Below are 19,493 nucleotides of genomic sequence, written 5' to 3'. Positions count from 1 at the left end.
GCGGATCAAGCGCAAGGAGGCGCCATGCAGTCCCCCAGTTCCACCCGTCCGAGGCATCGTCGGGTCCGGCGCGCCACCGCCGTGCTGGTCGCCGCGGCCACCCTCGCCGCGCTGAGCGGATGCACCGCCGGCGACGACGGGCAGGTCACCCTCAACTTCTTCCAGTTCAAACCGGAGGCCGTGAGCGACTTCGCCGCGATCATCGACGACTTCGAGGCCGAGAACCCGGGCATCAGGGTCATCCAGAACTCAGTGCCCGACCCGGACACCGCCATCCGCACCCTGCTGGTGAAGGACAAGGTGCCCGATGTGCTCACCCTGAACGTGAACGGCAACTACGGCGAACTGGCCAGGGCCTGCATTTTCGCCGACCTCGGCTCCGACCCGGCCGCCGAGACCGTGAACCCGGCCGTGCAGGACATCGTGCAGTCGCTGGGCACCTGCGGCGCAGACGGCGCCGCCGAGGTCAACGCGCTGCCGTTCGCCTCCAACGCCAGCGGCATCCTCTACAACCCCGACATCTTCGCCGCCAACGGCGTCGAGGTGCCCACCACCTGGACCGAACTCGTCGCCGCCGCCGACACCTTCCAGGCCAACGGGGTCTCGCCGTTCTTCTGCACGGTGAAAGACTCCTGGACAGCCGTGCCCGCGTTCGTCAACCTCGGCGGCACGCTGATGCCCGACGGCTTCTTCGACACTCTCCGCGAGGAGAGCACCAGCGGCGCCGGCACGGTGTCGTTCGCCGAGGACTTCGCCGACGCCGCCGACAAAGAGGTGACGCTGTTCGACTACTGCCAGGACAACTTCGCCAGCCGCGACTACAACGCCGGCAACAAGGCCTTCGCCGACGGTGAATCGGCGATGTACCTGCAGGGCTCCTACGCGATCCCGGCCATCCGCGCCAACAACCCCGACGCCGCCATCGGCTCCTTCCCGTACCCGGTCACCGACGACGCCGACGCGCGCGTCGTGGTCTCCGGCGTGGACGTGGGCATCATGGTGGGCCGGAACACCCCGCACGCAGCGGAGGCGCAGAAGTTCGTCGACTACCTGATGTCGCCCGACGTCGTGTCCGCGTACTCCGAAGCGCAGAGCACCTTCTCGCCGCTCAAGGATGCCGAACCGAACAACGACCCCGCTCTGGCCGGACTCGAACCGTACTTCACCGCGGGCACCATCATCGGCTTCATCGACCACCAGATTCCGGCGGCCGTTCCGCTGGTGAACCTGCTGCAGACGCTGGTGATCACCGGCGACACCGAGACCTTCCTGGCCGACCTCGATTCCGAATGGGACAAGGTCGCCGCCCGCACCACCACACAGAGACAGGGGAAGTGAGCATGACCGCCACTGCCACGCGGGCGAAGACGCCCGCCGCGTCACCCGGCACGCCGGCACGGGTGAGGTCGTCGATCGCCCGCACACCCCGCACCTTCTACTGGATGGTGGTGCCGGCCGTCGTGATCTTCTTCGGCCTGCACACCATCCCGGTGCTCTCCGGCATGTTCTTCAGCCTGACCAACTACGCCGGCTACGGCACCTGGGACCTGGTCGGCTTCTCCAACTACATCAACCTGTTCCAGGACGACCGGGTGCTGAACTCCTACGGGTTCACCTTCGGTTTCGCCATCGTGTCCACTCTCCTGGTGAACGTGATCGCGCTGGCCATCGCGCTGGGCCTGAACTCGAAGATCAAGTTCCAGGCCGCGTTCCGCGGGGTGTTCTTCATTCCCTACGTGCTCGCGATCCTGATCATCGGTTACGTGTTCAACTACCTGTTCGCCAACTCGTTCCCGGCCATCTTCACCGCCCTGGGCCTGCCGGGACTCTCCTCCAACCTGCTGGCGAGCCCGGACTTCGCCTGGGTCGGCATCGTCATCACCACGGTCTGGCAGGCGGCGGCGTTCAACGTCATCCTCTACCTGGCCGGGTTGCAGACCATCTCAGCCGACCTCTACGAGGCAGCGGCCATCGACGGCGCGAGCGGCTGGCGCCGGTTCCGCTCGATCACGTTCCCGCTCATCGGCGCGTACTTCACCATCAACATGGTGCTCTCGTTCAAGTCGTTCCTGCAGGTCTTCGACCAGATCGTGGCCCTCACCGCCGGCGGGCCAGGCACGTCCACCGAATCCATCGCCCTCGTGATCTTCCGCGGCGGCTTCCAAGGCGGTGAGTACGGGTACCAGATGGCCAACGCCGTGGTCTACCTGTTCGTCATCATCATCGTTTCATTTCTCCAGCTGCGCATCCTGCAGCGCCGGGAGGCGAGCTTCTCATGACCGACACCCTCACCAACACGACCGCCCCGCTGCCCGCCGACACGGAGGCCGCCGCTCGCGCCCCACGCACCCGCCGGCGCCTGGACGGCGGCAACGGCGGCACCAACTGGTGGCTCACCGCCCTGATCGCAGTGTGCTCCCTCACCGTGCTGATCCCGCTGTACTTCACCATCGTGACCGCGTTGAAGACGCCAGACCAGCTCGGCGGCACCGGGTTCGAGCTGCCCACGAGCATCCGCTGGGAGAATTTCGCGGATGCCTACCAGCTGACGAACTTTCCCCGGGCACTGATGAACACGGCCCTGATCACGGTCGGCGCGGTGTTCCTCACCCTGCTGACCAACTCGCTGGTGGCGTACGCGATCGCCCGCAACATGCACAAGAAGTTCTTCAAGGGGCTGTACTTCTACTTCCTCGCGGCGATCTTCGTGCCGTTCCCGATCATCATGCTGCCGGTGGTGAAGGAGACAGCCCTCCTGGGCATCGACACCCCGGTGGGCCTGATCCTGCTGTACACGGTCTACGGGCTCTCGTTCAACATCTTCATCTTCGTGGCCTACATCAACTCCATCCCGGTGGAGCTGGAGGAGGCCGCCAGGCTCGACGGCGCGAGCACCTGGACGGTGTTCTGGAAGGTCATCTTCCCGCTGCTTTCCCCCATGAACGCCACGGTCGGCATCCTCACCTGCGTGTGGGCGTGGAACGACTTCCTGCTGCCGCTGGTGGTGCTCTCCGACCCGTCGGCGCAGACCCTGCCACTGGCGCAGTTCATCTTCCAGGGCCAGTTCAACACCAACTACCCTGTGGCCTTCGCCTCCTACCTGATGGCCCTGGCGCCGCTGCTGATCGTCTACGTGATCGCCCAGAAGTGGGTCGTGAGCGGGGTCACCCGCGGTTCGGTGAAGTAGCCGCCCCGCAGGTAGTGCTGCCGGTCAGTGCACCAGGATCTTCAGCAGCATGGCGAGCAGGCCCAGGGCCGCCGTGGCCGCGGCGCCGCACACCCGCCAGTACCAGGCCACGCTCAGGCCGCCGAAGGCGATCCAGCCCGCCGCGGCCAGGATGGCGACCTCGACCCAGAGCGCCGTCCAGTAGGCCACCTCACCGCCACCCATCCCGACCAGGCCGAGCAACAGGAAGATCAACGGGGGGATCCCCGCCAGGAGGAGCCCGCGGGAGTCCCTGACCGCCGACCGGATCGACGCCCGCAGCCGCACGGTCTCGGTGTCGGGTCGGCGCCGCTGCGCGGCAACGGTGTGCGCGAAAACCTCGGTGGCCCAGAAGATCAGCACGCTGAGCAGCGTGATCGCGAAGACATCCAGGATGCCGCCGGCTTCGTCGGCCACCGCGATCACGACACTCACCAACACGGTGCCCGAGATCAGTTCCTGGGTCACGAATTCCTGCCGCAGCCACGCGCTGGACCAGCGCTTCGTTGTCTGGGCGTTCACGGGCATCCGTTCCGCGCCGGCGGTCGGCGCTCATTGGAACGATCTTTGCCCCGACCGGCCGACGCTGTCTAGGCCGCCCGGGACCGGTTTGCCGGAGAATGGAACACATCGGACAGAGGGGGCCGCATGACACGGAAGAGACGGGCCGAACGATTGCGGGCGCTCGCCGCCCATGTCCTGACTGCGCCGGTCCTCCTGGAGGGGGACGCCGAGCAACTCCTCACCGTGATGCGCACGGGAGCCCGCTCGGCGGGAATCCCGGAAACCGACCACGCGTCCTCGACGCAGCCGGCCCGCGTGGTCGTGCTGGCCATCCAACGAGACGCCCGGCGCTCCTCCCTGGTGAAGGCGGCCTCGATGCTGCGGGAGCTGGACGACCACATCGCGCCGGACGCCGTGCGCATCGTTGTGGTGCAGAGCCGCCGAACCAAGCTCGCTCCGCCGAAGCTGCAGCGCCTGGTCGCCGCCGAGGTCCTGTTCCACGTGGCTCTGGCGCTGTCCAACGTCATACCCGGTCAGAAAGAGCGCACCCTGCGGCAACGGGTCGGGCTCGCCACGCTGGACGCGGCAGGATTCCGTATCCTGCGCTTCGGCTAGCCGCGCATTGCGTGGTGAGGGTTACCTAACTTAGGGTAGGTCTGGATGACTACTTCCACCCTGGCACCGGCCCGCCCCGTCCGGCCGCAGATCACCCTCCACGTCGAACGCCGCGAACAGCTGAGCCCCCACCTGGTGCGGATCGTGCTCGGCGGCGACCAGTTCGACAACTTCGTGACGAACGACTCCACCGACAAATACGTGAAGATCTACTTCGCGAAGCCGGAGCTCGGGCTCACCCCACCGTTCGACGTGCCGGCGCTGCGGGAACGACTGGCTCCCGAGGACCTACCGGTGACCCGCACGTACACGGTGCGCCAGGTCGACCTCGAGGCGCGCACCCTGTCCATCGACTTCGTCGTGCACGGCGACGAGGGGCTGGCCGGCCCCTGGGCCAACGCGGCCCGGCCGGGCGACCCGCTCACCTTCTCCGGGCCCAGCGGCGCGTATGCGCCGGATCCGGCCGCGGCATGGCACCTGTTCGCCGGCGACCAGTCCGCGCTGCCGGCGATCGCCTCCGCCCTGGCGGCGTTGCCGGCGACAGCACAGGGCCTGGCCTTCCTCCAGGCGGCGGATTCGACCGAGATGCTCGACCTCGTCGCTCCTGATGCGGTGCAGATCCAGTGGCTGTTCGAGTCCGGTCCGTCTGTGCTGGCCGAGGCCGTGGATGCGGCGGCCTGGCTGCCCGGCCGGCCGCAGGTGTTCGCGCACGGGGAGCGCACGGCGATGAAGGGGCTCCGCGAGATCTTCTCCGCCCGCGGTGTGCTGCGATCCGAACTCTCCCTGTCGGGCTACTGGGCCCAGGGCCGCACCGAGGACCGGTTCCAGGCCGAGAAGCGTGAACCGGTCGGCCAGATCCTCCCCGTCGCCGAGCGGCCGTCACCGCCGGCCCGATGAGGCGTCAGAGCCGGGTCACCTCGATGAGGATGGCCGTCTCCGGGTAGAGGATCGGCGGCCGCAGCCCCACCTGGGCCAGCGCCGCGCCATCGCTCTCCAGCCCGGCCAGCCAGCGCGGCTGCTGGGCCTGGGTGGTGCCGGCCGGACCGGCCGGTTCCACCATCCGCACCCGGTAGCGCGCGGTGGTGTCGAGCCCGGGCAGCAGGATGCGCGGCGGGATGCTGGCGCCGGCGGCCGCGAGTTGCACGTAGGCGAACAGGGCCTCGCCGCCGTCCTGCGCCACGACTCCGTGCACCAGCGCGGTGTCGCCGGCCGGGTCGGCGCGCACCACCCGGCCGGTGTGCAGCAGGGCGCGCTTCTGCTTGTAGTACGCGGCCCAGGTGACCAGCGCGGCCCGCTCGGCAGGGCTGGCCTCGGTGATGTCCCACTCGATGCCGGCGTGCCCGAACAAGGCCGTGATCGCCCGGAACGACAGGGCATGGGTGCGCCCGGTGGTGTGCGAGTGGGTGGGACCGATGTGGGTGCCGAGCAGCTCGGGCGGGATGGCGAACTGGGTGTACCGCTGGATGTGTTGGCGCTCGAGAGCGTCATTGCAGTCGGAGGTCCAGAACCTGTCGGCGTGCTGGGCCATGCCCAGGTCAACCCGGCCGCCGCCGGAGGAACAGGATTCGATCTCCAGACGCGGGTGCCGGCGCTTGAGCTCGTCGAAGAGCCGGTAGATCGCCTCGGTCTGGCGGCGCACCCCGGCCACGCCGAGGTGGGCCGGTTCGGTGAGCACCCGGTTGTGGTCCCACTTGATGTAGCTGATCCCGTATTCGGTGAGGATCGCGTCGACCTGCCCGAGCACGTGTGCGTAGGCACCGGGGTGGCCCAGGTCGAGCACCTGCTGGTGCCGGGCCTCCGGGGGGATGCGCCCGCCGGCCTGGAAGATCCATTCGGGATGCGCCCGGTACACCTCGGAGTCGACGTTGACCATCTCGCCCTCGAACCAGAGCCCGAATTCCATCCCGGCCGCAGCCACCCTCTCGGCCAGGGGCGTCAGCCCGTCTGGCCACACGGACCGGTCCACGACCCAGTCGCCGAGACCGGCGAAGTCGTTGCGGCGGCCGAGGAACCAACCGTCGTCAAGCACAAAACGCTCCACCCCCACCTCGGCCGCCGCATCGACGAGGGCACCGAGCTTGGCCAGGTCGTGGTCGAAGTACACGGCTTCCCACACGTTCAGCGTCAACGGGCGCGGCCGGGCCGGATGCTGCGGCCGGGCCCGGAGCCAGCGGTAGAGCCGGTCGGTCATGCCGTCGATACCCGTGGCCGAGAATGTGGCCGCCACGGTGGGCGCAGCGTAGCTCGCGCCGGGGGCCAGGATCGACTCGCCGGGCAGCAGGAGCTCGCCGGCGCCGACGGCGGTCTGCCCGTTCGGCAGCCGTTCCACCAGGTGCCTGGTGTTGCCGCTCCAGAGCAGGCCGGTGCTCCACACCGACCCGGCCTGGTAGTCCGCACCTGAGCTGAGTGCGAGTTGCACGATGGTGTAGTCGTGGCCGGAACGGCCCTCCCGGATCTCCCGGGCCCAGGTGCCCACCTGGATCGGGCGGCGCTGCGGCTGGCGTTCCTTGAGCCAACGCCCGGTGAAGTCGAGGGTCTCGGCCGCGGCGTCGGGCAGTGGCAGCCAGGTGGTGAGTTCGGCCAGGTCGAAGGGGGTGCCGGCGTCGTTGGTGACGGCCTGGCTGATCAGGAGCACACCGGACGGCTGCAGGTCGAAGGTGACGCAGACCGTGAGGCCGGCCACGGCATCCGTCGACTCGACAGTGAGCGTCTGCGCCGTCGACTCGACCCGGCTGATGCTGAACAGCTGCGACCAGTCGGCGCCGCCCCGGTGCCCGAGAACCGCCGGACGGCCGAGGAAGCCACGGGCGTTCTCCCGCCAGAGACCGGGCAGCACAGGTTCGTCGATGTTCGACTGCGGCACTCCGTCGTGCAGCAGGTCGGCGAGATCACCGGCACCGAGTTCGGCGCCCCAATGCTGGATCACCGGGGTCCCGGACGACAGGTCGACACGGACGCACACTCCGTCGGCGACCAGGTCGATCACGGTGTCGGGGCTGGCGGTGGTTGCGAACTGGGGCACGGCAGGTCCTTGTGGTCGAGAGAGTGAAGGGGGGATGCGCGCCCAACTGTTCCCCGAGCGGACATCTGCGTCCGGCGTACCGGCCGCAGATGTCCGCATCGGCAACGGTTGGGCGAGCGGTGTTACTTGAACAGCGCGTTGACCTGCTCGTTCACGGCCGTCATCGAGCTGGCCGTTGACTTGCCCGACATGATCGATTCCATCGCCGGGGTGACGAGGGCGAGCACATCGGAGCGGTGGTCGGTGATCGAGTAGAGGAACGTCGTGTCGTCGTCCACCTGAACGATGAACGGGCTGACGTCGATGTCCTTGGCCGCGAAGGCCTCCACTGCCTTGTCCGTCGCCGTGGTGATCGCGGGGAACACGACGGCCGCGTCGGCGACGACGTCCTGGCAGGCGCTCGAGCCCAGGTACTTCACCCATTCCCAGGACTCGTCAGCGTGGTCGGTGCCGGCCCAGATGTTGTCGGCGAGGCCGTTGAGCATCGAGGCGCGCTCGCCGCTCGGGCCCACCGGGGTGGGAGCGATGGCCGGCGTGAAGGTGTCGCTGGCCGAACCGAATACGGCGCCGGTCATCCACGATCCGTTGCCGACCAGTGCGGCCTTGCCTGCGGCGAGCTGATCGGCCCAACCGATGCCCGTCTGCGCCTCGAAGGTGGGCATGTAGCCCTTCTCCACCAGGGAGTACCACCAGTCGATGGTGTCCTGGAAGGCCGGGTCGTCGAAGTTGTACTCGTCGCCCCAGGCGCCGTTGGTCTGCGTCCAGCCGTTGGTCTCGGTCAGGTAGGCCCACTGAGTCTGGCCGTCGGCGCCACCGGAGTTCTCCATCCACAGGCCGTAGGTTTCCACGTTCGACTTGTCGAAGCCGGCCTCGTCGCCGCGCACGCCGTTGGTGTCCACGGTGAGGTGCGCGATGGTGGCCTCGTAGCTACCGCCGTCTTCGGGGTTCCAGTCCAGGGCGCCCAGCTGCTCGGCGGTGAGGCCGGCGGCGTCGGTGAACTGCTTGTTGTAGAACAGGGCCACGGTGTCGAAGTCCTTGGGCAGGCCGTACTGCTTATCGTCGGACCCCTTCCAGAGGTCGGCGAGACCGGCCTGGTAGACAGAGAGGTCGACCCCGTCGGCCTTGATGTAGTCGTCAAGCGGCAGGATCTGCTCGTTGAGCATGAACTCGGGAAAGTTGGCCAGGTGGCCGGTGAAGACGTCGTAGTTCTCGCCGGAGACGAAGCCGGTGTTGATCTTGTTCCAGTAGTCGTCCCAGCCCAGCTGCTCCACATCGACGGTGATGGTGGGGTTGGCGTCGTGGAAGTCCGCTGCGCACTGCTCATAGGCGGGCAGCTGGTTCGCGTCCCACAGGCCGTAGGACAGGGTGACTCCTTCGGCCGAATCGGATCCCGCTGACGCGGAGCATCCGGTGAGGGCGAGAGGAATCGCGGCGAGGGTCAGGATCGCCAGTCGGTTCTTCTTCATGGTCGTGTTCTCTTTCTCTTGGGGTTCTGGTGCGGGATGGGGAGGGGCGCGGTTACTTGACGCCGGAAGACTGGATGGAGCCCACGATCTTGCGACCGAAGACGAGCATCAGGATGAAGATCGGCACGGCCGCGACGAGGGCTCCGGCCATCAGGCCGGCCCAGTCGGGGTTGCCCTGCGGGGTCTGGGATTTGAAGATGCCCAGGCCCACGGTGAGCAGCTTGGAGGTTTCGCTCTGGCCGACCAGGAATGGCCAGAGATAGTCGTTCCAGTATTGGATGAACTGCAGGATGCCCAGGGTGATGATCTGCGGCCACGCCAGTGGCACGACGATCCGGCTGAAGATGCGCCAGTGATTGGCGCCGTCGATCACGGCCGCCTCGATGATGCTGCGGTTCACGCCCAGAAAGAATTGCCGCAGGAAGAAGATCGCGAACGGGGTCATGAACATCGCCGGAAGGGCGATGCCGAGGATGGTGTTGAGCAGGCCGAGGTCTTTCACCAGGATGAAGTTGGGCAGCAGGGTGAAGATACCGGGCACCATCAGGGCGATCAGGAAGATCGCGAAGACCTTGTCCCGGCCCTTCCAGTTCAGCAACGCGAACGCGTAGGCGGCCATCGAGCTGAAGGTGACCTGAAGCACCGTGATCAGGGTGCAGGCCAGCACCGAGTTGAGCATGTACTGGCCGAAGTTGATGGATGCGCCGGAGCCGCCCTCCGCCAGCGCTTCCTCGGTCGTGGCCAGGCCGAGCACCCGCTGCAGGGGGCCGAAGGTGAAGTCCACGGGCAACAGGCTGAGCGGTTCGGAGAACATGGCCCGGTTGTTGCTGAAGGCAGTGCGGAACATCCAGTAGATGGGGAACAACGTGATCAGGATCACGACGACCAGGGCCAGCCGACCGAAGAACAGCGAGACCTTGGACTTGGCCAGGGCGGCATCCTCGGCGTTGGCCGCACGCTTGGCGGAGAGGGACGGACGCTTGGGCGTCTTGAAGGCGATGATGGCCATGGTGCTATCTCTCCAGGTCTGACTCGTTGGCCCGCAGCAGCTTGTTCTGCACCAGGGCGATGGCGGCGAGGAGGATCATCAGGATCACGGCCAGGGCCGAGGCGTAGCCGAAGTCCAGTCGCTCGAAGGCTCGTTGGTAGATGTAGTAGTTGATGGCCCTGGTCGCATCGACGGGGCCTCCGCCGGTGGTGACGGCGATGGTGTCGAAGATCTGGAACGAGCCGACGACCGTGACGACGAGCACGAACGCGAGCACCGGACGCAGGAGCGGCAGGGTGACGCTGCGGAACACCCGCCACTCGCCGGCACCGTCGACCTCGGCGGCCTCGTAGACGTCGCGCGGGATCGCCTGAAGTCCGGCGAAGAGCAGCAGGGCCGTGTAGCCGAGGTGCCGCCAGACGTTCACCATGGCGATCGTGCCCATGGCGAGGTCCTCGTTGCCGAAGAACCCGATCTTGCCCAGGCCCACAGCGTCCAGGGCCGCGTTGATCAGGCCCAGGTTGTAGTCGGCCAGCCAGAACCAGACCAGCGCCACGATCACGTTGGCGATCAGGTAGGGCAGCATGATCACGCCGCGCACCACCATCGAGCGGGTGAAGCGTTGCATCAGCACGGCCAGCGCCAGCGCCGCGACGGTCTGCACGCCCACATTGATGACCACGTACTCGAGGGTCACCTTGAGCGAGTTCCAGAACACCGGGTCGGCGGCGATCGCGATGTAGTTGTCCAGGCCGATGAAGGTCGGCGGCCGCAGCAGGTTGTAGTCAGTGAAGCTGAGGTACAGGCCGCGCAGCGTGGGCCAGGCGAAGAAGACCAGGAAGCCGATACTCGCCGGGACGAGGAAGAGGATCGCGGCCCGCGTTTGCGAGTCCCTGCGTCCGGTCTTCACTCTGGGTGTTCTCCGGGTCGCAAGCGACGCGGGTTCCTTCAGTGCGGTCACCACCATGGGACGGCCTCCATAACTTCGTTGTTGAGAGAGATCCTTGCATGTTGCAAGGAACTGCGTCAACAGCTCTGTTCAAATCGTGATAATTGGTCAAAATCACTCGGAAGCTGTCGAAATGTTCGATGATCTGGGCCTGACTATTTTCAACCAGGAAACAAAGTTATCGGTGTCCACAGATCCTGAACGGGGCCTACCGCTAGGGGGACTCTTCTGTCACTCTGGGCGCCATGAGCATCCGAAGCCGTGTGGTTGTGGGCGTCTATCCCGGTCAGGCCGACGGAGTCGTGCTGCAGGCCGCGGTATTCGCGGCGCGCTTCGACGCCGAACTCGTGTGCGCCTGGGTGGATCCGGGGCGCCACCCACGGCCCGACCATGCCGACACCACCCCGCCGGCGGGGCCGGCCATCGACGCCCTCGCCGATGCCTCGGGAACCGGCTCGGCGGCCGCTGCACCGCCCCATTCCGATGGGTTCAGCCCTTACCTCGCTGCACATCTGGACCGGATCCTGGGCGTTCATGCCATCACCTGGAGCACAAGGCAACTCTCCGGCGACCCGGCCAGGGCGCTCGGGCAGCTCGCCGAGTCGCTGCGGGCGGTGATGATCGTGGTCGGCACCCGGGACGGCACTGTACGCGGCAGCCTGCAGGAGTTCTTCGCCGGTTCGATAGCGATGCACCTCGCCCACCGGCAGAACCGGCCCGTCGTGGTCATCCCCCTGTCACCGGTGTCGTTCGACGATGACCTGCCCTGGGAGTCCGATTGAGCGGTGTACCCTTTTGCGTGGTGATGGATCCCACCTGAGCGCCCGCTCGAACCGCCGATTGCGCTGATGGTTCCTACCGACTTCTTAGTCGTGCCGACACCGGCCGACGAGACTGGTGGGTGAGCGGTGGCGGCGAGACCGAGCGGTGGATCCCTCGTACTGCTCCGCCACGGCCAAAGCACCGCGAATGCCGCCGGCCTGTTCACCGGCATCCTCGACCCCGGGCTGTCGCCGTCGGGCGCCGATGAGGCCGGCACCGCAGCGGGCCTGTTGCTGACGCACGACCTGGTGCCGGATGCGGTCTTCGTGTCTCCCCTGCAGCGCGCCGCGCAGACAGCCGCGATCGTCGCCGCCGCGCTGAACCTGCCGGCGACCACGGTCGGCACCGACTGGCGGCTGAACGAACGCAACTACGGCGCCTTGACCGGCCGGCACAAGGACGACGTGCGCGCCGAGGCCGGCGAGGAGCAGTTCCTGGCCTGGCGGCGTTCGGTCGACACCGCTCCCCCACCCCTGTCCGACGAACAGTTCGCGGCCTTCCAGCGCACCGCCCTGTTCCGCGGCCTGCCCGCCCTGGCCCTTACCCGCACCGAATCCCTGCGGAACGTGATGGCCCGCATCGGCGACTTCCATGCCGAACGGATCGTGCCGCTGCTGGCGGCGGATCGCACCGTGCTGGTCGTGGCTCACGGCAACTCGCTGCGCGCCTACTGCGCCGTGCTCGAGCACCTCGACAAGTCCGCCATCCACCGGCTCAATCTGCCCACCGGGCATCCGCTCGTCTATCAGGCCGGCGGCCGGCGGTACCTCGACGCCCCGCGTGCCGAGGCTGCGGCCCTCGCCCTCACCCTCGACGGCGGCACCTGATGATGGATCCGGATGCCGCGCCGCGTCCGGTGCACCTGCGCTGGCAGTACCTCGCACTCGTGTTCGCCGGCGGCACCATGGGGACCGCGCTGCGGGAGCTCCTGGCGATCTCGGTCCCGCCGGTGGCCGGGGTGGCGGTGGTGATCGTGGGGATCAACATCGTCGGCGCGTTCCTGCTCGGGCTGCTGTTGGAGACCCTGACCCGCCGCGGCCCCGATGAGGGCCGGCGCCGACAGCTGCGGTTGCTGCTGGGCACCGGGGTGCTCGGCGGCTTCACCACCTACAGCGCCCTGGCCACCGACACCAGTCTGCTGCTGGCCGACAACCGGATCGGCACGGCGCTGCTCTACGCGCTGGGCACAGTCCTGGTCGGCGCCCTGGCTTCCTGGGCCGGCATCGGCGCCGGCGGGGCCCTGTGCCGGCATCGGGCCGGCCGGACCAGACCGGCGGCCTCATGACTCCCCTGTTGTTCGTGGCCGTGGCCCTGGCCGGCGGCGCCGGTGCGGCCCTGCGGCTCTTCCTGGACGGCGTCGTGCGCGCCCGGGTGAAGACCGCCCTGCCGGTGGGCACCCTGCTGATCAACGTGATCGGTTCGCTGCTGCTCGGCCTGATCACGGGGCTCGCCCTCGCGGCATGGCTGCCGGAGGCCTGGCACCTGGTACTCGGCGGCGGCCTGATGGGCGGCTTCACCACCTTCAGCACCGCCAGCGTGGAGACCGCGCGTCTGGCGCAGGACCGCCGGTCGCTCTCAGCCCTGGTCAACGCGCTCGGCATGCTCGTGCTCGCCGTGTCCTCGGCCTTCCTCGGGCTCTGGCTGGGCCTGGGCGTCCAGTAGCGCTGAATTCGATTGAGCCGGGCTCTCGGAACTGCTTGAATTTCTTTCACCGCCATGTCGATCGGGGTGGATGCTGTTCGACGACTTTGTAGAGGGACGCATTCGGCGCCCCGGAAACCAAGGAGAATCCGATGAAGTACATGCTGATCATGCGAGCAACCGACGCCGCCCGCCAGGACTACGAGAAGGCCGACTTCAACGAAATCATCGAGAAGATGGGCGCGTACAACGAGGCGCTGCTCAAGGCCGGCGTGATGCTCGCCGGCGACGGCCTGGCCGACTCGATGGCCGACAACTTCGTGGTCGACTTCACCGCCGACCCGCCCCTCGTGACGGACGGCCCCTACGGCGAGACCCATGAGCTGTTCAGCGGCTTCTGGATGATCCAGGTCGCCTCCAAGGAGGAGGCCATCGAGTGGGCGAGCCGGTGCCCGCTCGGCCCCGGGTCGAAGCTCGAGGTTCGCCGGGTGACCGAGATGAGCGACTTCGGCGAATTCGCCGACAACCCGCGGCTCATGCAGCAGGAGACCTGGCGCGTGGAGAGCGGCCAGGTCTAGCCGGAACGGCAGGCGGGCACCATGGTCGACACCGGGCGCACAGTGGCGGCGGTCTGGCGTATCGAGGGCGCCCGGATCGTCGCCACCCTCGCCAGGGTGACCAACGACGTGGTGCTGGCCGAGGACCTCGCCCAGGAGGCCGTCGTCGACGCGCTCCGGCAGTGGCCGGAGACGGGCATCCCGCACAACCCGGGGGCCTGGCTCACCGCGGTGGCCAAGCGCAAGGCCATCGACACCTGGCGGCGGCGCGAGCGCCTGGACGAGCGTTACCAGGCGATCGCCCACGACCTGGCGACCGGGCCCCACGAGGGCCCGGATGCCTGGCAGCCGATCGATGACGACGTGTTGCGCCTGGTGTTCATCGCCTGCCACCCCGTCATCGCCCGCGAAGCCCAGGTGGCGTTGACGCTGCGGTTGATCGGCGGGCTCAGCACCGAGGAGATCGCCCGCCTGTTCCTGTTGCCGGTCGCCACCATCCAGCAGCGCATCGTGCGCGCCAAGAAGACCCTGGCCGCCGCGAAGGTGCCGTTTGAGGCACCCGACCCGAGCGAGTGGCGGGCCCGGCTCGGCTCGGTGCTCGGCGTGGTCTACCTGATCTTCACCGAGGGCTACGCCGCCACCGCGGGCGAGCAGTGGATGCGTACCGACCTGGCCAACGAGGCGCTGCGCCTCGGCCGGGTGCTGGCCGGCCTCACCCCGCGGGAGCCGGAGGTGAACGCGCTCGTGGCGCTGATGGAGCTGCAGGCGTCCAGGTTCGGCGCCAGGGTGCGCCCGGACGGCACCCCCGTCCTGCTGGCCGACCAGGACCGGGCCCGTTGGGACCGCGCCCAGATCGGCCGCGGCCAGGCGGCGCTGGCCCGGGCGGATACGCTGGGCCGTGGCCGGGGCAGCTACGCCCTGCAGGCCGCGATCGCGGAGTGCCATGCCACCGCGCCGAGTATCGACGAGACCGATTGGGCCCGGATCGTGCTGCTTTACGAGGCCCTCGGCCGTATCGCGCCGAACCCGGTGGTGGACCTCAACCGGGCGGTGGCGGTATCGATGGCGACCGGTCCGGCATCCGCCCTGCGCATCGTGGACGGCCTGGCCGACGCCGGCGCGCTGCGCGGCTCGTCGCTGTTGCCGAGCGTGCGCGGCGAACTGCTGGCCCGGCTCGGCCGGGCCGAGGAGGCGCGTTCGGAGTTCGTGACCGCGGCAGCGCTCACCGGGAATGAGCGCGAGCGGGGTGTCTTGCTCGCCAAAGCCGCTGCGCTCTGACCGGTCAGTTCCTGGCTCGGGTGGCCCGCACGGTACCGAGCAGCGCGAGGGCGTCCGCGCTCGGCGAACCGGCGGGTGCGGTCGCGACGGTCAGCTGCTGGCCGGGCGCATCTCGCACGTCCAGGGTCTGGTAGGTCAGCTCCAGCCGACCGACGTCGGGGTGGTTGATGATCTTATGGGTGATGTTCAGCCCGGCCACGGCGTGATCGGCCCACAGCGCGGCGAAGGCGGAGCTCTCCCGAAGCAGCCCGTCGATGGTGGGAATCAGGTCGGGATGCGGCGGCGTGTGACCGACGGCGAGGCGGAGTGCGCTCACCGTGGCGCGGGCGACGACGTCCCACTCCACGAAGTACTCCCGGGCCGCGGGATTGCGGAACAGGAAGTCGAGTGCGTCGTCGATTTGCGTTTCGCCGAGCAACGCCTGGGCCGTCGGATTGGCTGCGATCACCCGGAACGCCGCATCCACGACGTAGGCGGCCGAGTCGGGGAACGCATCCATCAGCTGCCGGAGGTCGGCACTCACCGCGCCACGGGCAGCCTCGTCGCGCGGCGCGAGCCGCGCCAGGCGGAAGGCGTGCTCGCGGGCATCCCGGCTCAGTCGGAGGGCCGCGCAGATCGACTCGACCACCTGGGCGGATGGCGTGCGCTCCCGGCCCTGCTCGAGCCGGGTGTAATAGTCAACGCTCACCCCGGCCAGCACGGCGACCTCCTCCCGGCGGAGTCCGCTGACCCGACGGCCGGCCAGGTCGGGCAGCCCCACGTCACCCGGAGAGATCCGGGCGCGCTGGGCGCGGAGGAAGTCTCCGAGGGGACTGGTCTGGGCGGGCATACCGCCCACGTTAGTTGCACCCGCCCACGCCCTGGCAGGGTGCAGCCCACCCTGGCAGGCGGCGGCGGTGACCATGAGACTCGAAGAACTACACAACCTCCCCCGCCGCCCGCGGCGAACCGACCGGAAGACGACTCGACATGCCCAACACCAACCAGACCAGCACCGCCCAGACCGCCCTCGTCGACGCGTGGATCACCGCCACCAACACCCACGATGTCGATCAGTACCTCGCCTTCTTCGCCGACGACGCCGTGCTCGACGACCCGTCAGTCGGCGAAGCCTTCACCGGTAAGCCGGGTATCGCCCGCTACTTCCAGAGCTACTTCGACGGCTACAACACCCAGACCCGGCTGGTGAGCACCGAGGCCAGGGAGAACTCCCTGCACGTCGAGGTGGACTTCACCGGCGACTTTCCCGGCGGACGGACAGGCGGAACGTTCGACATCACCTTCGCCGGTCAGAAGCTCGCGCGAGTGCAGGCGGACCTCCTGTAGGCGCACACCGGTCGACTGCCAGACTGGGGTATGACCGCTCGCGAACCGGACCGCCTCGCCGACCTGCCCACTCCGTCGCTCGTGCTCGACGAGGCGCGGCTGGACCGCAACATCGCAGCGATGGCCGCCTTCGCGTCCGAGCGCGGGCTCACGCTGCGTCCGCACGTGAAGACGCACAAGTCCGTCGAGATCGCCCGCCGCCAGGTCGACGCCGGCGCCGCGGGCATCACCGTCGCCACGCTCGCCGAGGCCGAGGTCTTCGCCGCCGCCGGCTTCACCGACATCTTCATCGCCTATCCGCTCTGGCTCGACGCCGACAAGACCGCCCGCCTTCGGCGCCTGCTCGAAGCGAGCCCGGCAGGGACCGGGCCCCTCCTCATCGGCATCGACTCGACCGAGGGTGCCGAGCGTGCCGCCCAGGCCGCCGCCGGGCTTTTCGATCGGCTCGCGGTGCTGGTCGAGATCGACTCCGGGCACCATCGCAGCGGAGTTGTGGCCGCCCACGCGGCATCCGTCGCGTCCGCCGCAGTGCAGGCCGGCCTCGACGTCGCCGGGGTGTTCACCTTCCCCGGGCACAGCTACTCCCCGGCGGGCCGGCGGGCGGCCGCGGTCGACGAAGCTCGCGAGCTGGCCGACGCCGTCGCCGCGTTGGCCGCCGTGGGCGTGAGCGCCCGGATCGTCAGCGGCGGCTCCACACCATCTGCCGAGTTCGCCGATGCCACCGTACTCACCGAGCTGCGCCCCGGCGTGTACGTGTTTCGCGACGCGCAACAGTGGGAGCTCGGGATGTCGACGCCGGAGGACATCGCACTCACCGTGCGCACCACGGTGGTGTCCCACCGGGACAACCACCTCATCGCCGATGCGGGCAGCAAGGTACTCGGCTTCGATCGGGCATCCTTCTCGACCGGCTTCGGTCGACTGCTCGATCACCACGACGCGCGCATCACCGCGGTGTCGGAACACCACGCGACCATCACCGGGGTCGATCTTCCCACCGGCAGCCAGATCAGCGTCGTTCCCAATCACGTCTGCATCGCCGTGAATCTGGCCGACGAATACCTGGTCGTGCGCGACGGCGCCATCGTCGGGCGATGGCCCGTGGATGCGCGCGGTGCGAATACCTGACCTGCGGGGAGATTTCGGGCCTGTCCGATAGGGGAGACTGGCACGACACCACAGAAAGACAGGCACCATGGACGTCCAGCTGCTCCTTGTGATGACTGGCGCGCTGGTCATCGCCGCGTTCGCCCATCTGCGCGGGCTGCAGGCCGGCATCGTCACGGTCACCCTGGCCGCGGCCATCTCGTTCATCCCCGGCCTGCCCCGGCTGGAACTCGACCCCGAGCTGATCCTCGGGGTCGTGATCCCGCCGCTGCTGTACTCGGCCACGCTGAACTTCTCCCTGTTCGCCTTCCTCAAGAACCTGCGCAGCATCCTCGGCCTCGGCGTGGTCCTGGTGATCTTCACCACCGTGGTGGTGGGCTTCGTCACCTCGTGGATCGCCCCGGAACTCGGCCTGGCCGGGGCTTTTGTGTTAGCCGCCGTGGTCTCGCCGCCGGACTCGGTCACCACAGTCAGTCACGGCCGCGAAATCGGCCTGCCACGACGCACGGTGTCGATCCTCACCGGCGAGAGCCTGGTCAACGACGCGGCCGCGCTCACCCTGTTCGCGGTGGCGGTTGCCGCCGTGACCGGAGATCGCGAGTTCATCGAAAACCCGTTCCTGCTGTTCGGTTGGGAGGCCGCGGTCGGCCTGATCCTCGGTGCGGTCATCGGCCGGGTCGTCGTCATGGTTCGCAGCAAGGTGGGCAACCCCACCATCGAAAGCGGACTGAACCTGCTGGTGCCGTTCCTGGCCTACTTCGCCTCAGAGCAGTTGCACGCCTCCGGCATCATCGCCGTGGTCGCGGCCGGCTTCACCGTGAGCATGTCCCGCTTCGGCAGCAAGAAGTCGGCCCTGCCCTCCACGGCCTACCGCACCCGGTTGCAGGAGGCCGCGCTCTGGCCGGTCGTCGACCTCATCCTGGAGGCGTTCGTCTTCGCTTACATGGGGCTGCAGTTCCGGTTCGTGCTGGAGGACCTCGCCGAGTCGAGCACCCCCACCTGGTCCACCATCGGGTTGGGCCTCATCGTGCTGCTCACGGTCATCCTGTGCCGGTTCGCCTGGGTGTACTTCAGCTACGGCCGCGCCCAGCTAGCCCTGCTGATCTACGCCAAACGGATGGCTGCCTCCTTCGACCCGACCGCCCGGCGTCGCCGGCGTCGCCGCGGCGGACCCGGCCGCCCCGGGCCGCTCGGCCGGGACGGCGGCAGGGACCGAGGCCACGTCACCGTGCTCACCCCCGCCGAGAACCTGCTGGTGTCCTGGACCGGCATGCGCGGCATCATCACCCTCGCCGCGGCCGGTGGCATCCCGCTCACCATCGCGTCCGGGGCGCCGTTCCCCGGCCGCACCATCATCCAGACGGTGGCGTTCATCGTGGCGGTCGGCACCCTGCTTTTGCAGGGCTCCACCCTGCCGCTGCTGGCCAAGCGGTTGAAGATCGATACCACCGCCGAAGACGCCGAGATCGACCAGGGCCGGGCCGATGCCCGCGCGGTTGCCGCTGCCGCCGTCACCGGCCGCACCGACAGCACCAGCGGCGAGTACTTCGACCGGCAGCGCGCCGCCCTCACCGAGGCGGTCATGGCCAGGCGGATCTTCCCGGGCAGCGCCGATGACGTGCGGCACGAGCTCGACGCCCTGCAGGCCGGCGTCACCCCGCGGCTCGACTAGTNAGGGAGGTTGGTTAACCGGGTGATCGGTGGTTTGCCTCCGATGGCGGTGTGGGGCCTGTGGTGATTGTATTCGTGAAGCCATCCGGGTAGTGCTGCGCGGCGGGCTGATTCGCTGTTGTAGTGGCGTGAGAAAGCCCAGCCGTCGGCGAGGGTGCGGTGGAAGCGTTCGATCTTTCCGTTGGTCTGAGGCCGGTAGGGGCGGGTCTTCTTTGCTTTGATGCCGAGTTCGCCGCAGGTGTCGCGCCAAAGGTGGGATTTGTAGGCGGATCCGTTGTCGGAGAGGACGCGCTCGACGGTCACGCCGCGGTCGGCGAACCACGAGATCGCCCGCTGCAGGAC

General features: G+C 68.4%; 21 protein-coding genes and 1 riboswitch. Of the genes, 14 read left to right on the top strand and 7 right to left on the bottom strand.

Annotated elements, in window-relative coordinates; translation table 11 throughout:
- The first annotated feature begins 24 nt into the window (after positions 1 to 24).
- From E3T61_RS01740 to E3T61_RS01730, 3 genes are read left to right on the top strand one after another with little or no spacing between them, the layout of a single operon-like run.
- A complete protein-coding gene (locus E3T61_RS01740) occupies positions 25 to 1,338 on the top strand; it encodes an ABC transporter substrate-binding protein (protein WP_134639213.1) in 1,314 nt (437 codons plus the stop codon).
- A gap of 2 nt (positions 1,339 to 1,340) precedes the next feature.
- The gene (locus E3T61_RS01735) at positions 1,341 to 2,279 is read left to right on the top strand and encodes a carbohydrate ABC transporter permease (RefSeq protein ID WP_134639212.1); all 939 of its coding nucleotides are present in this window, start codon (positions 1,341 to 1,343) and stop codon (positions 2,277 to 2,279) included.
- Positions 2,276 to 3,187, top strand: a complete 912-nt coding sequence (locus E3T61_RS01730) for a carbohydrate ABC transporter permease (protein ID WP_134639211.1) — start codon at positions 2,276 to 2,278, stop codon at positions 3,185 to 3,187. Before E3T61_RS01735 ends, E3T61_RS01730 begins: the two co-directional genes overlap by 4 nt.
- Positions 3,188 to 3,211: 24 nt before the next feature.
- Here the strand turns inward: E3T61_RS01730 and E3T61_RS01725 are convergent, their stop codons facing one another.
- Positions 3,212 to 3,727 (bottom strand): hypothetical protein, encoded by a 516-nt coding sequence (locus E3T61_RS01725; protein ID WP_134639210.1) that lies wholly within the window; start codon positions 3,725 to 3,727, stop codon positions 3,212 to 3,214.
- A gap of 126 nt (positions 3,728 to 3,853) precedes the next feature.
- Here E3T61_RS01725 and E3T61_RS01720 point away from each other — a divergent pair, with 126 nt between their 5' ends.
- Positions 3,854 to 4,324 (top strand): hypothetical protein, encoded by a 471-nt coding sequence (locus E3T61_RS01720; RefSeq protein WP_134639209.1) that lies wholly within the window; start codon positions 3,854 to 3,856, stop codon positions 4,322 to 4,324.
- A gap of 45 nt (positions 4,325 to 4,369) precedes the next feature.
- Complete coding sequence (locus E3T61_RS01715) at positions 4,370 to 5,221, top strand: siderophore-interacting protein (RefSeq protein ID WP_134639208.1); 852 nt, start codon at positions 4,370 to 4,372, stop codon at positions 5,219 to 5,221.
- Positions 5,222 to 5,225: 4 nt separating this feature from the next.
- Here E3T61_RS01715 and E3T61_RS01710 read toward each other — a convergent pair whose 3' ends face one another.
- From E3T61_RS01710 to E3T61_RS01695, 4 genes are all read right to left on the bottom strand, one after another.
- Complete coding sequence (locus E3T61_RS01710) at positions 5,226 to 7,346, bottom strand: alpha-galactosidase (RefSeq protein WP_241992341.1); 2,121 nt, start codon at positions 7,344 to 7,346, stop codon at positions 5,226 to 5,228.
- 122 nt (positions 7,347 to 7,468) lie between these two features.
- A complete protein-coding gene (locus tag E3T61_RS01705) occupies positions 7,469 to 8,812 on the bottom strand; it encodes an ABC transporter substrate-binding protein (RefSeq protein WP_134639206.1) in 1,344 nt (447 codons plus the stop codon).
- A 52-nt stretch (positions 8,813 to 8,864) separates the two neighbouring features.
- The gene (locus E3T61_RS01700; protein ID WP_134639205.1) at positions 8,865 to 9,821 is read right to left on the bottom strand and encodes a carbohydrate ABC transporter permease; all 957 of its coding nucleotides are present in this window, start codon (positions 9,819 to 9,821) and stop codon (positions 8,865 to 8,867) included.
- Between the two features lie 4 nt (positions 9,822 to 9,825).
- Positions 9,826 to 10,767 (bottom strand): carbohydrate ABC transporter permease, encoded by a 942-nt coding sequence (locus tag E3T61_RS01695; RefSeq protein WP_134639204.1) that lies wholly within the window; start codon positions 10,765 to 10,767, stop codon positions 9,826 to 9,828.
- 227 nt (positions 10,768 to 10,994) lie between these two features.
- Between E3T61_RS01695 and E3T61_RS01690 the strand changes: the two genes are divergently transcribed.
- The 6 genes from E3T61_RS01690 (at position 10,995) to E3T61_RS01665 (ending at position 15,047) form a co-directional block, all read left to right on the top strand.
- Positions 10,995 to 11,531 (top strand): universal stress protein, encoded by a 537-nt coding sequence (locus E3T61_RS01690; protein WP_134639203.1) that lies wholly within the window; start codon positions 10,995 to 10,997, stop codon positions 11,529 to 11,531.
- Between the two features lie 10 nt (positions 11,532 to 11,541).
- Positions 11,542 to 11,614: riboswitch (Fluoride riboswitch) on the top strand.
- 43 nt (positions 11,615 to 11,657) lie between these two features.
- Positions 11,658 to 12,398 carry a 2,3-bisphosphoglycerate-dependent phosphoglycerate mutase gene (locus tag E3T61_RS01685; RefSeq protein ID WP_134639202.1) on the top strand — a complete coding sequence of 247 codons (741 nt, stop codon included), beginning with the start codon at positions 11,658 to 11,660 and terminating at the stop codon, positions 12,396 to 12,398.
- A complete protein-coding gene (locus tag E3T61_RS01680; protein ID WP_241992340.1) occupies positions 12,398 to 12,856 on the top strand; it encodes a FluC/FEX family fluoride channel in 459 nt (152 codons plus the stop codon). The genes E3T61_RS01685 and E3T61_RS01680 overlap by 1 nt, the downstream gene beginning before the upstream one ends.
- The gene (gene crcB / locus E3T61_RS01675) at positions 12,853 to 13,233 is read left to right on the top strand and encodes a fluoride efflux transporter CrcB (RefSeq protein ID WP_134639201.1); all 381 of its coding nucleotides are present in this window, start codon (positions 12,853 to 12,855) and stop codon (positions 13,231 to 13,233) included. Before E3T61_RS01680 ends, crcB begins: the two co-directional genes overlap by 4 nt.
- Before the next feature lie 131 nt (positions 13,234 to 13,364).
- Positions 13,365 to 13,790: a YciI family protein gene (locus E3T61_RS01670; protein ID WP_134639200.1), complete on the top strand. Its 426-nt coding sequence runs from the start codon at positions 13,365 to 13,367 to the stop codon at positions 13,788 to 13,790.
- A 21-nt stretch (positions 13,791 to 13,811) separates the two neighbouring features.
- The gene (locus E3T61_RS01665; RefSeq protein WP_134639199.1) at positions 13,812 to 15,047 is read left to right on the top strand and encodes an RNA polymerase sigma factor; all 1,236 of its coding nucleotides are present in this window, start codon (positions 13,812 to 13,814) and stop codon (positions 15,045 to 15,047) included.
- Between the two features lie 4 nt (positions 15,048 to 15,051).
- On the opposite strand, the gene E3T61_RS01660 is transcribed toward E3T61_RS01665, so the two are convergent.
- Positions 15,052 to 15,876, bottom strand: coding sequence for a helix-turn-helix transcriptional regulator (locus tag E3T61_RS01660; RefSeq protein ID WP_134639198.1), 825 nt, complete (start codon positions 15,874 to 15,876; stop codon positions 15,052 to 15,054).
- A 140-nt stretch (positions 15,877 to 16,016) separates the two neighbouring features.
- Between E3T61_RS01660 and E3T61_RS01655 the strand changes: the two genes are divergently transcribed.
- From E3T61_RS01655 to E3T61_RS01645, 3 genes are all read left to right on the top strand, one after another.
- Positions 16,017 to 16,373, top strand: coding sequence for a YybH family protein (locus E3T61_RS01655; protein WP_134639197.1), 357 nt, complete (start codon positions 16,017 to 16,019; stop codon positions 16,371 to 16,373).
- Between the two features lie 30 nt (positions 16,374 to 16,403).
- Positions 16,404 to 17,501 (top strand): alanine racemase, encoded by a 1,098-nt coding sequence (locus E3T61_RS01650; protein WP_134639196.1) that lies wholly within the window; start codon positions 16,404 to 16,406, stop codon positions 17,499 to 17,501.
- Between the two features lie 67 nt (positions 17,502 to 17,568).
- Positions 17,569 to 19,152, top strand: coding sequence for a cation:proton antiporter (locus E3T61_RS01645; RefSeq protein WP_134639195.1), 1,584 nt, complete (start codon positions 17,569 to 17,571; stop codon positions 19,150 to 19,152).
- Here the strand turns inward: E3T61_RS01645 and E3T61_RS01640 are convergent.
- A partial coding sequence (locus E3T61_RS01640; RefSeq protein WP_134639194.1) for an integrase core domain-containing protein occupies positions 19,149 to 19,493 on the bottom strand: 345 nt, incomplete at its 5' end. The two genes, E3T61_RS01645 and E3T61_RS01640, sit on opposite strands and share 4 nt — an antisense overlap.

The organism is Cryobacterium lactosi (genome assembly GCF_004403945.1).
Lineage (GTDB): Bacteria > Actinomycetota > Actinomycetes > Actinomycetales > Microbacteriaceae > Cryobacterium > Cryobacterium lactosi.
Note: the sequence above shows the minus strand (reverse complement) of the source record. Positions and strands in the feature narration are given on the sequence as shown.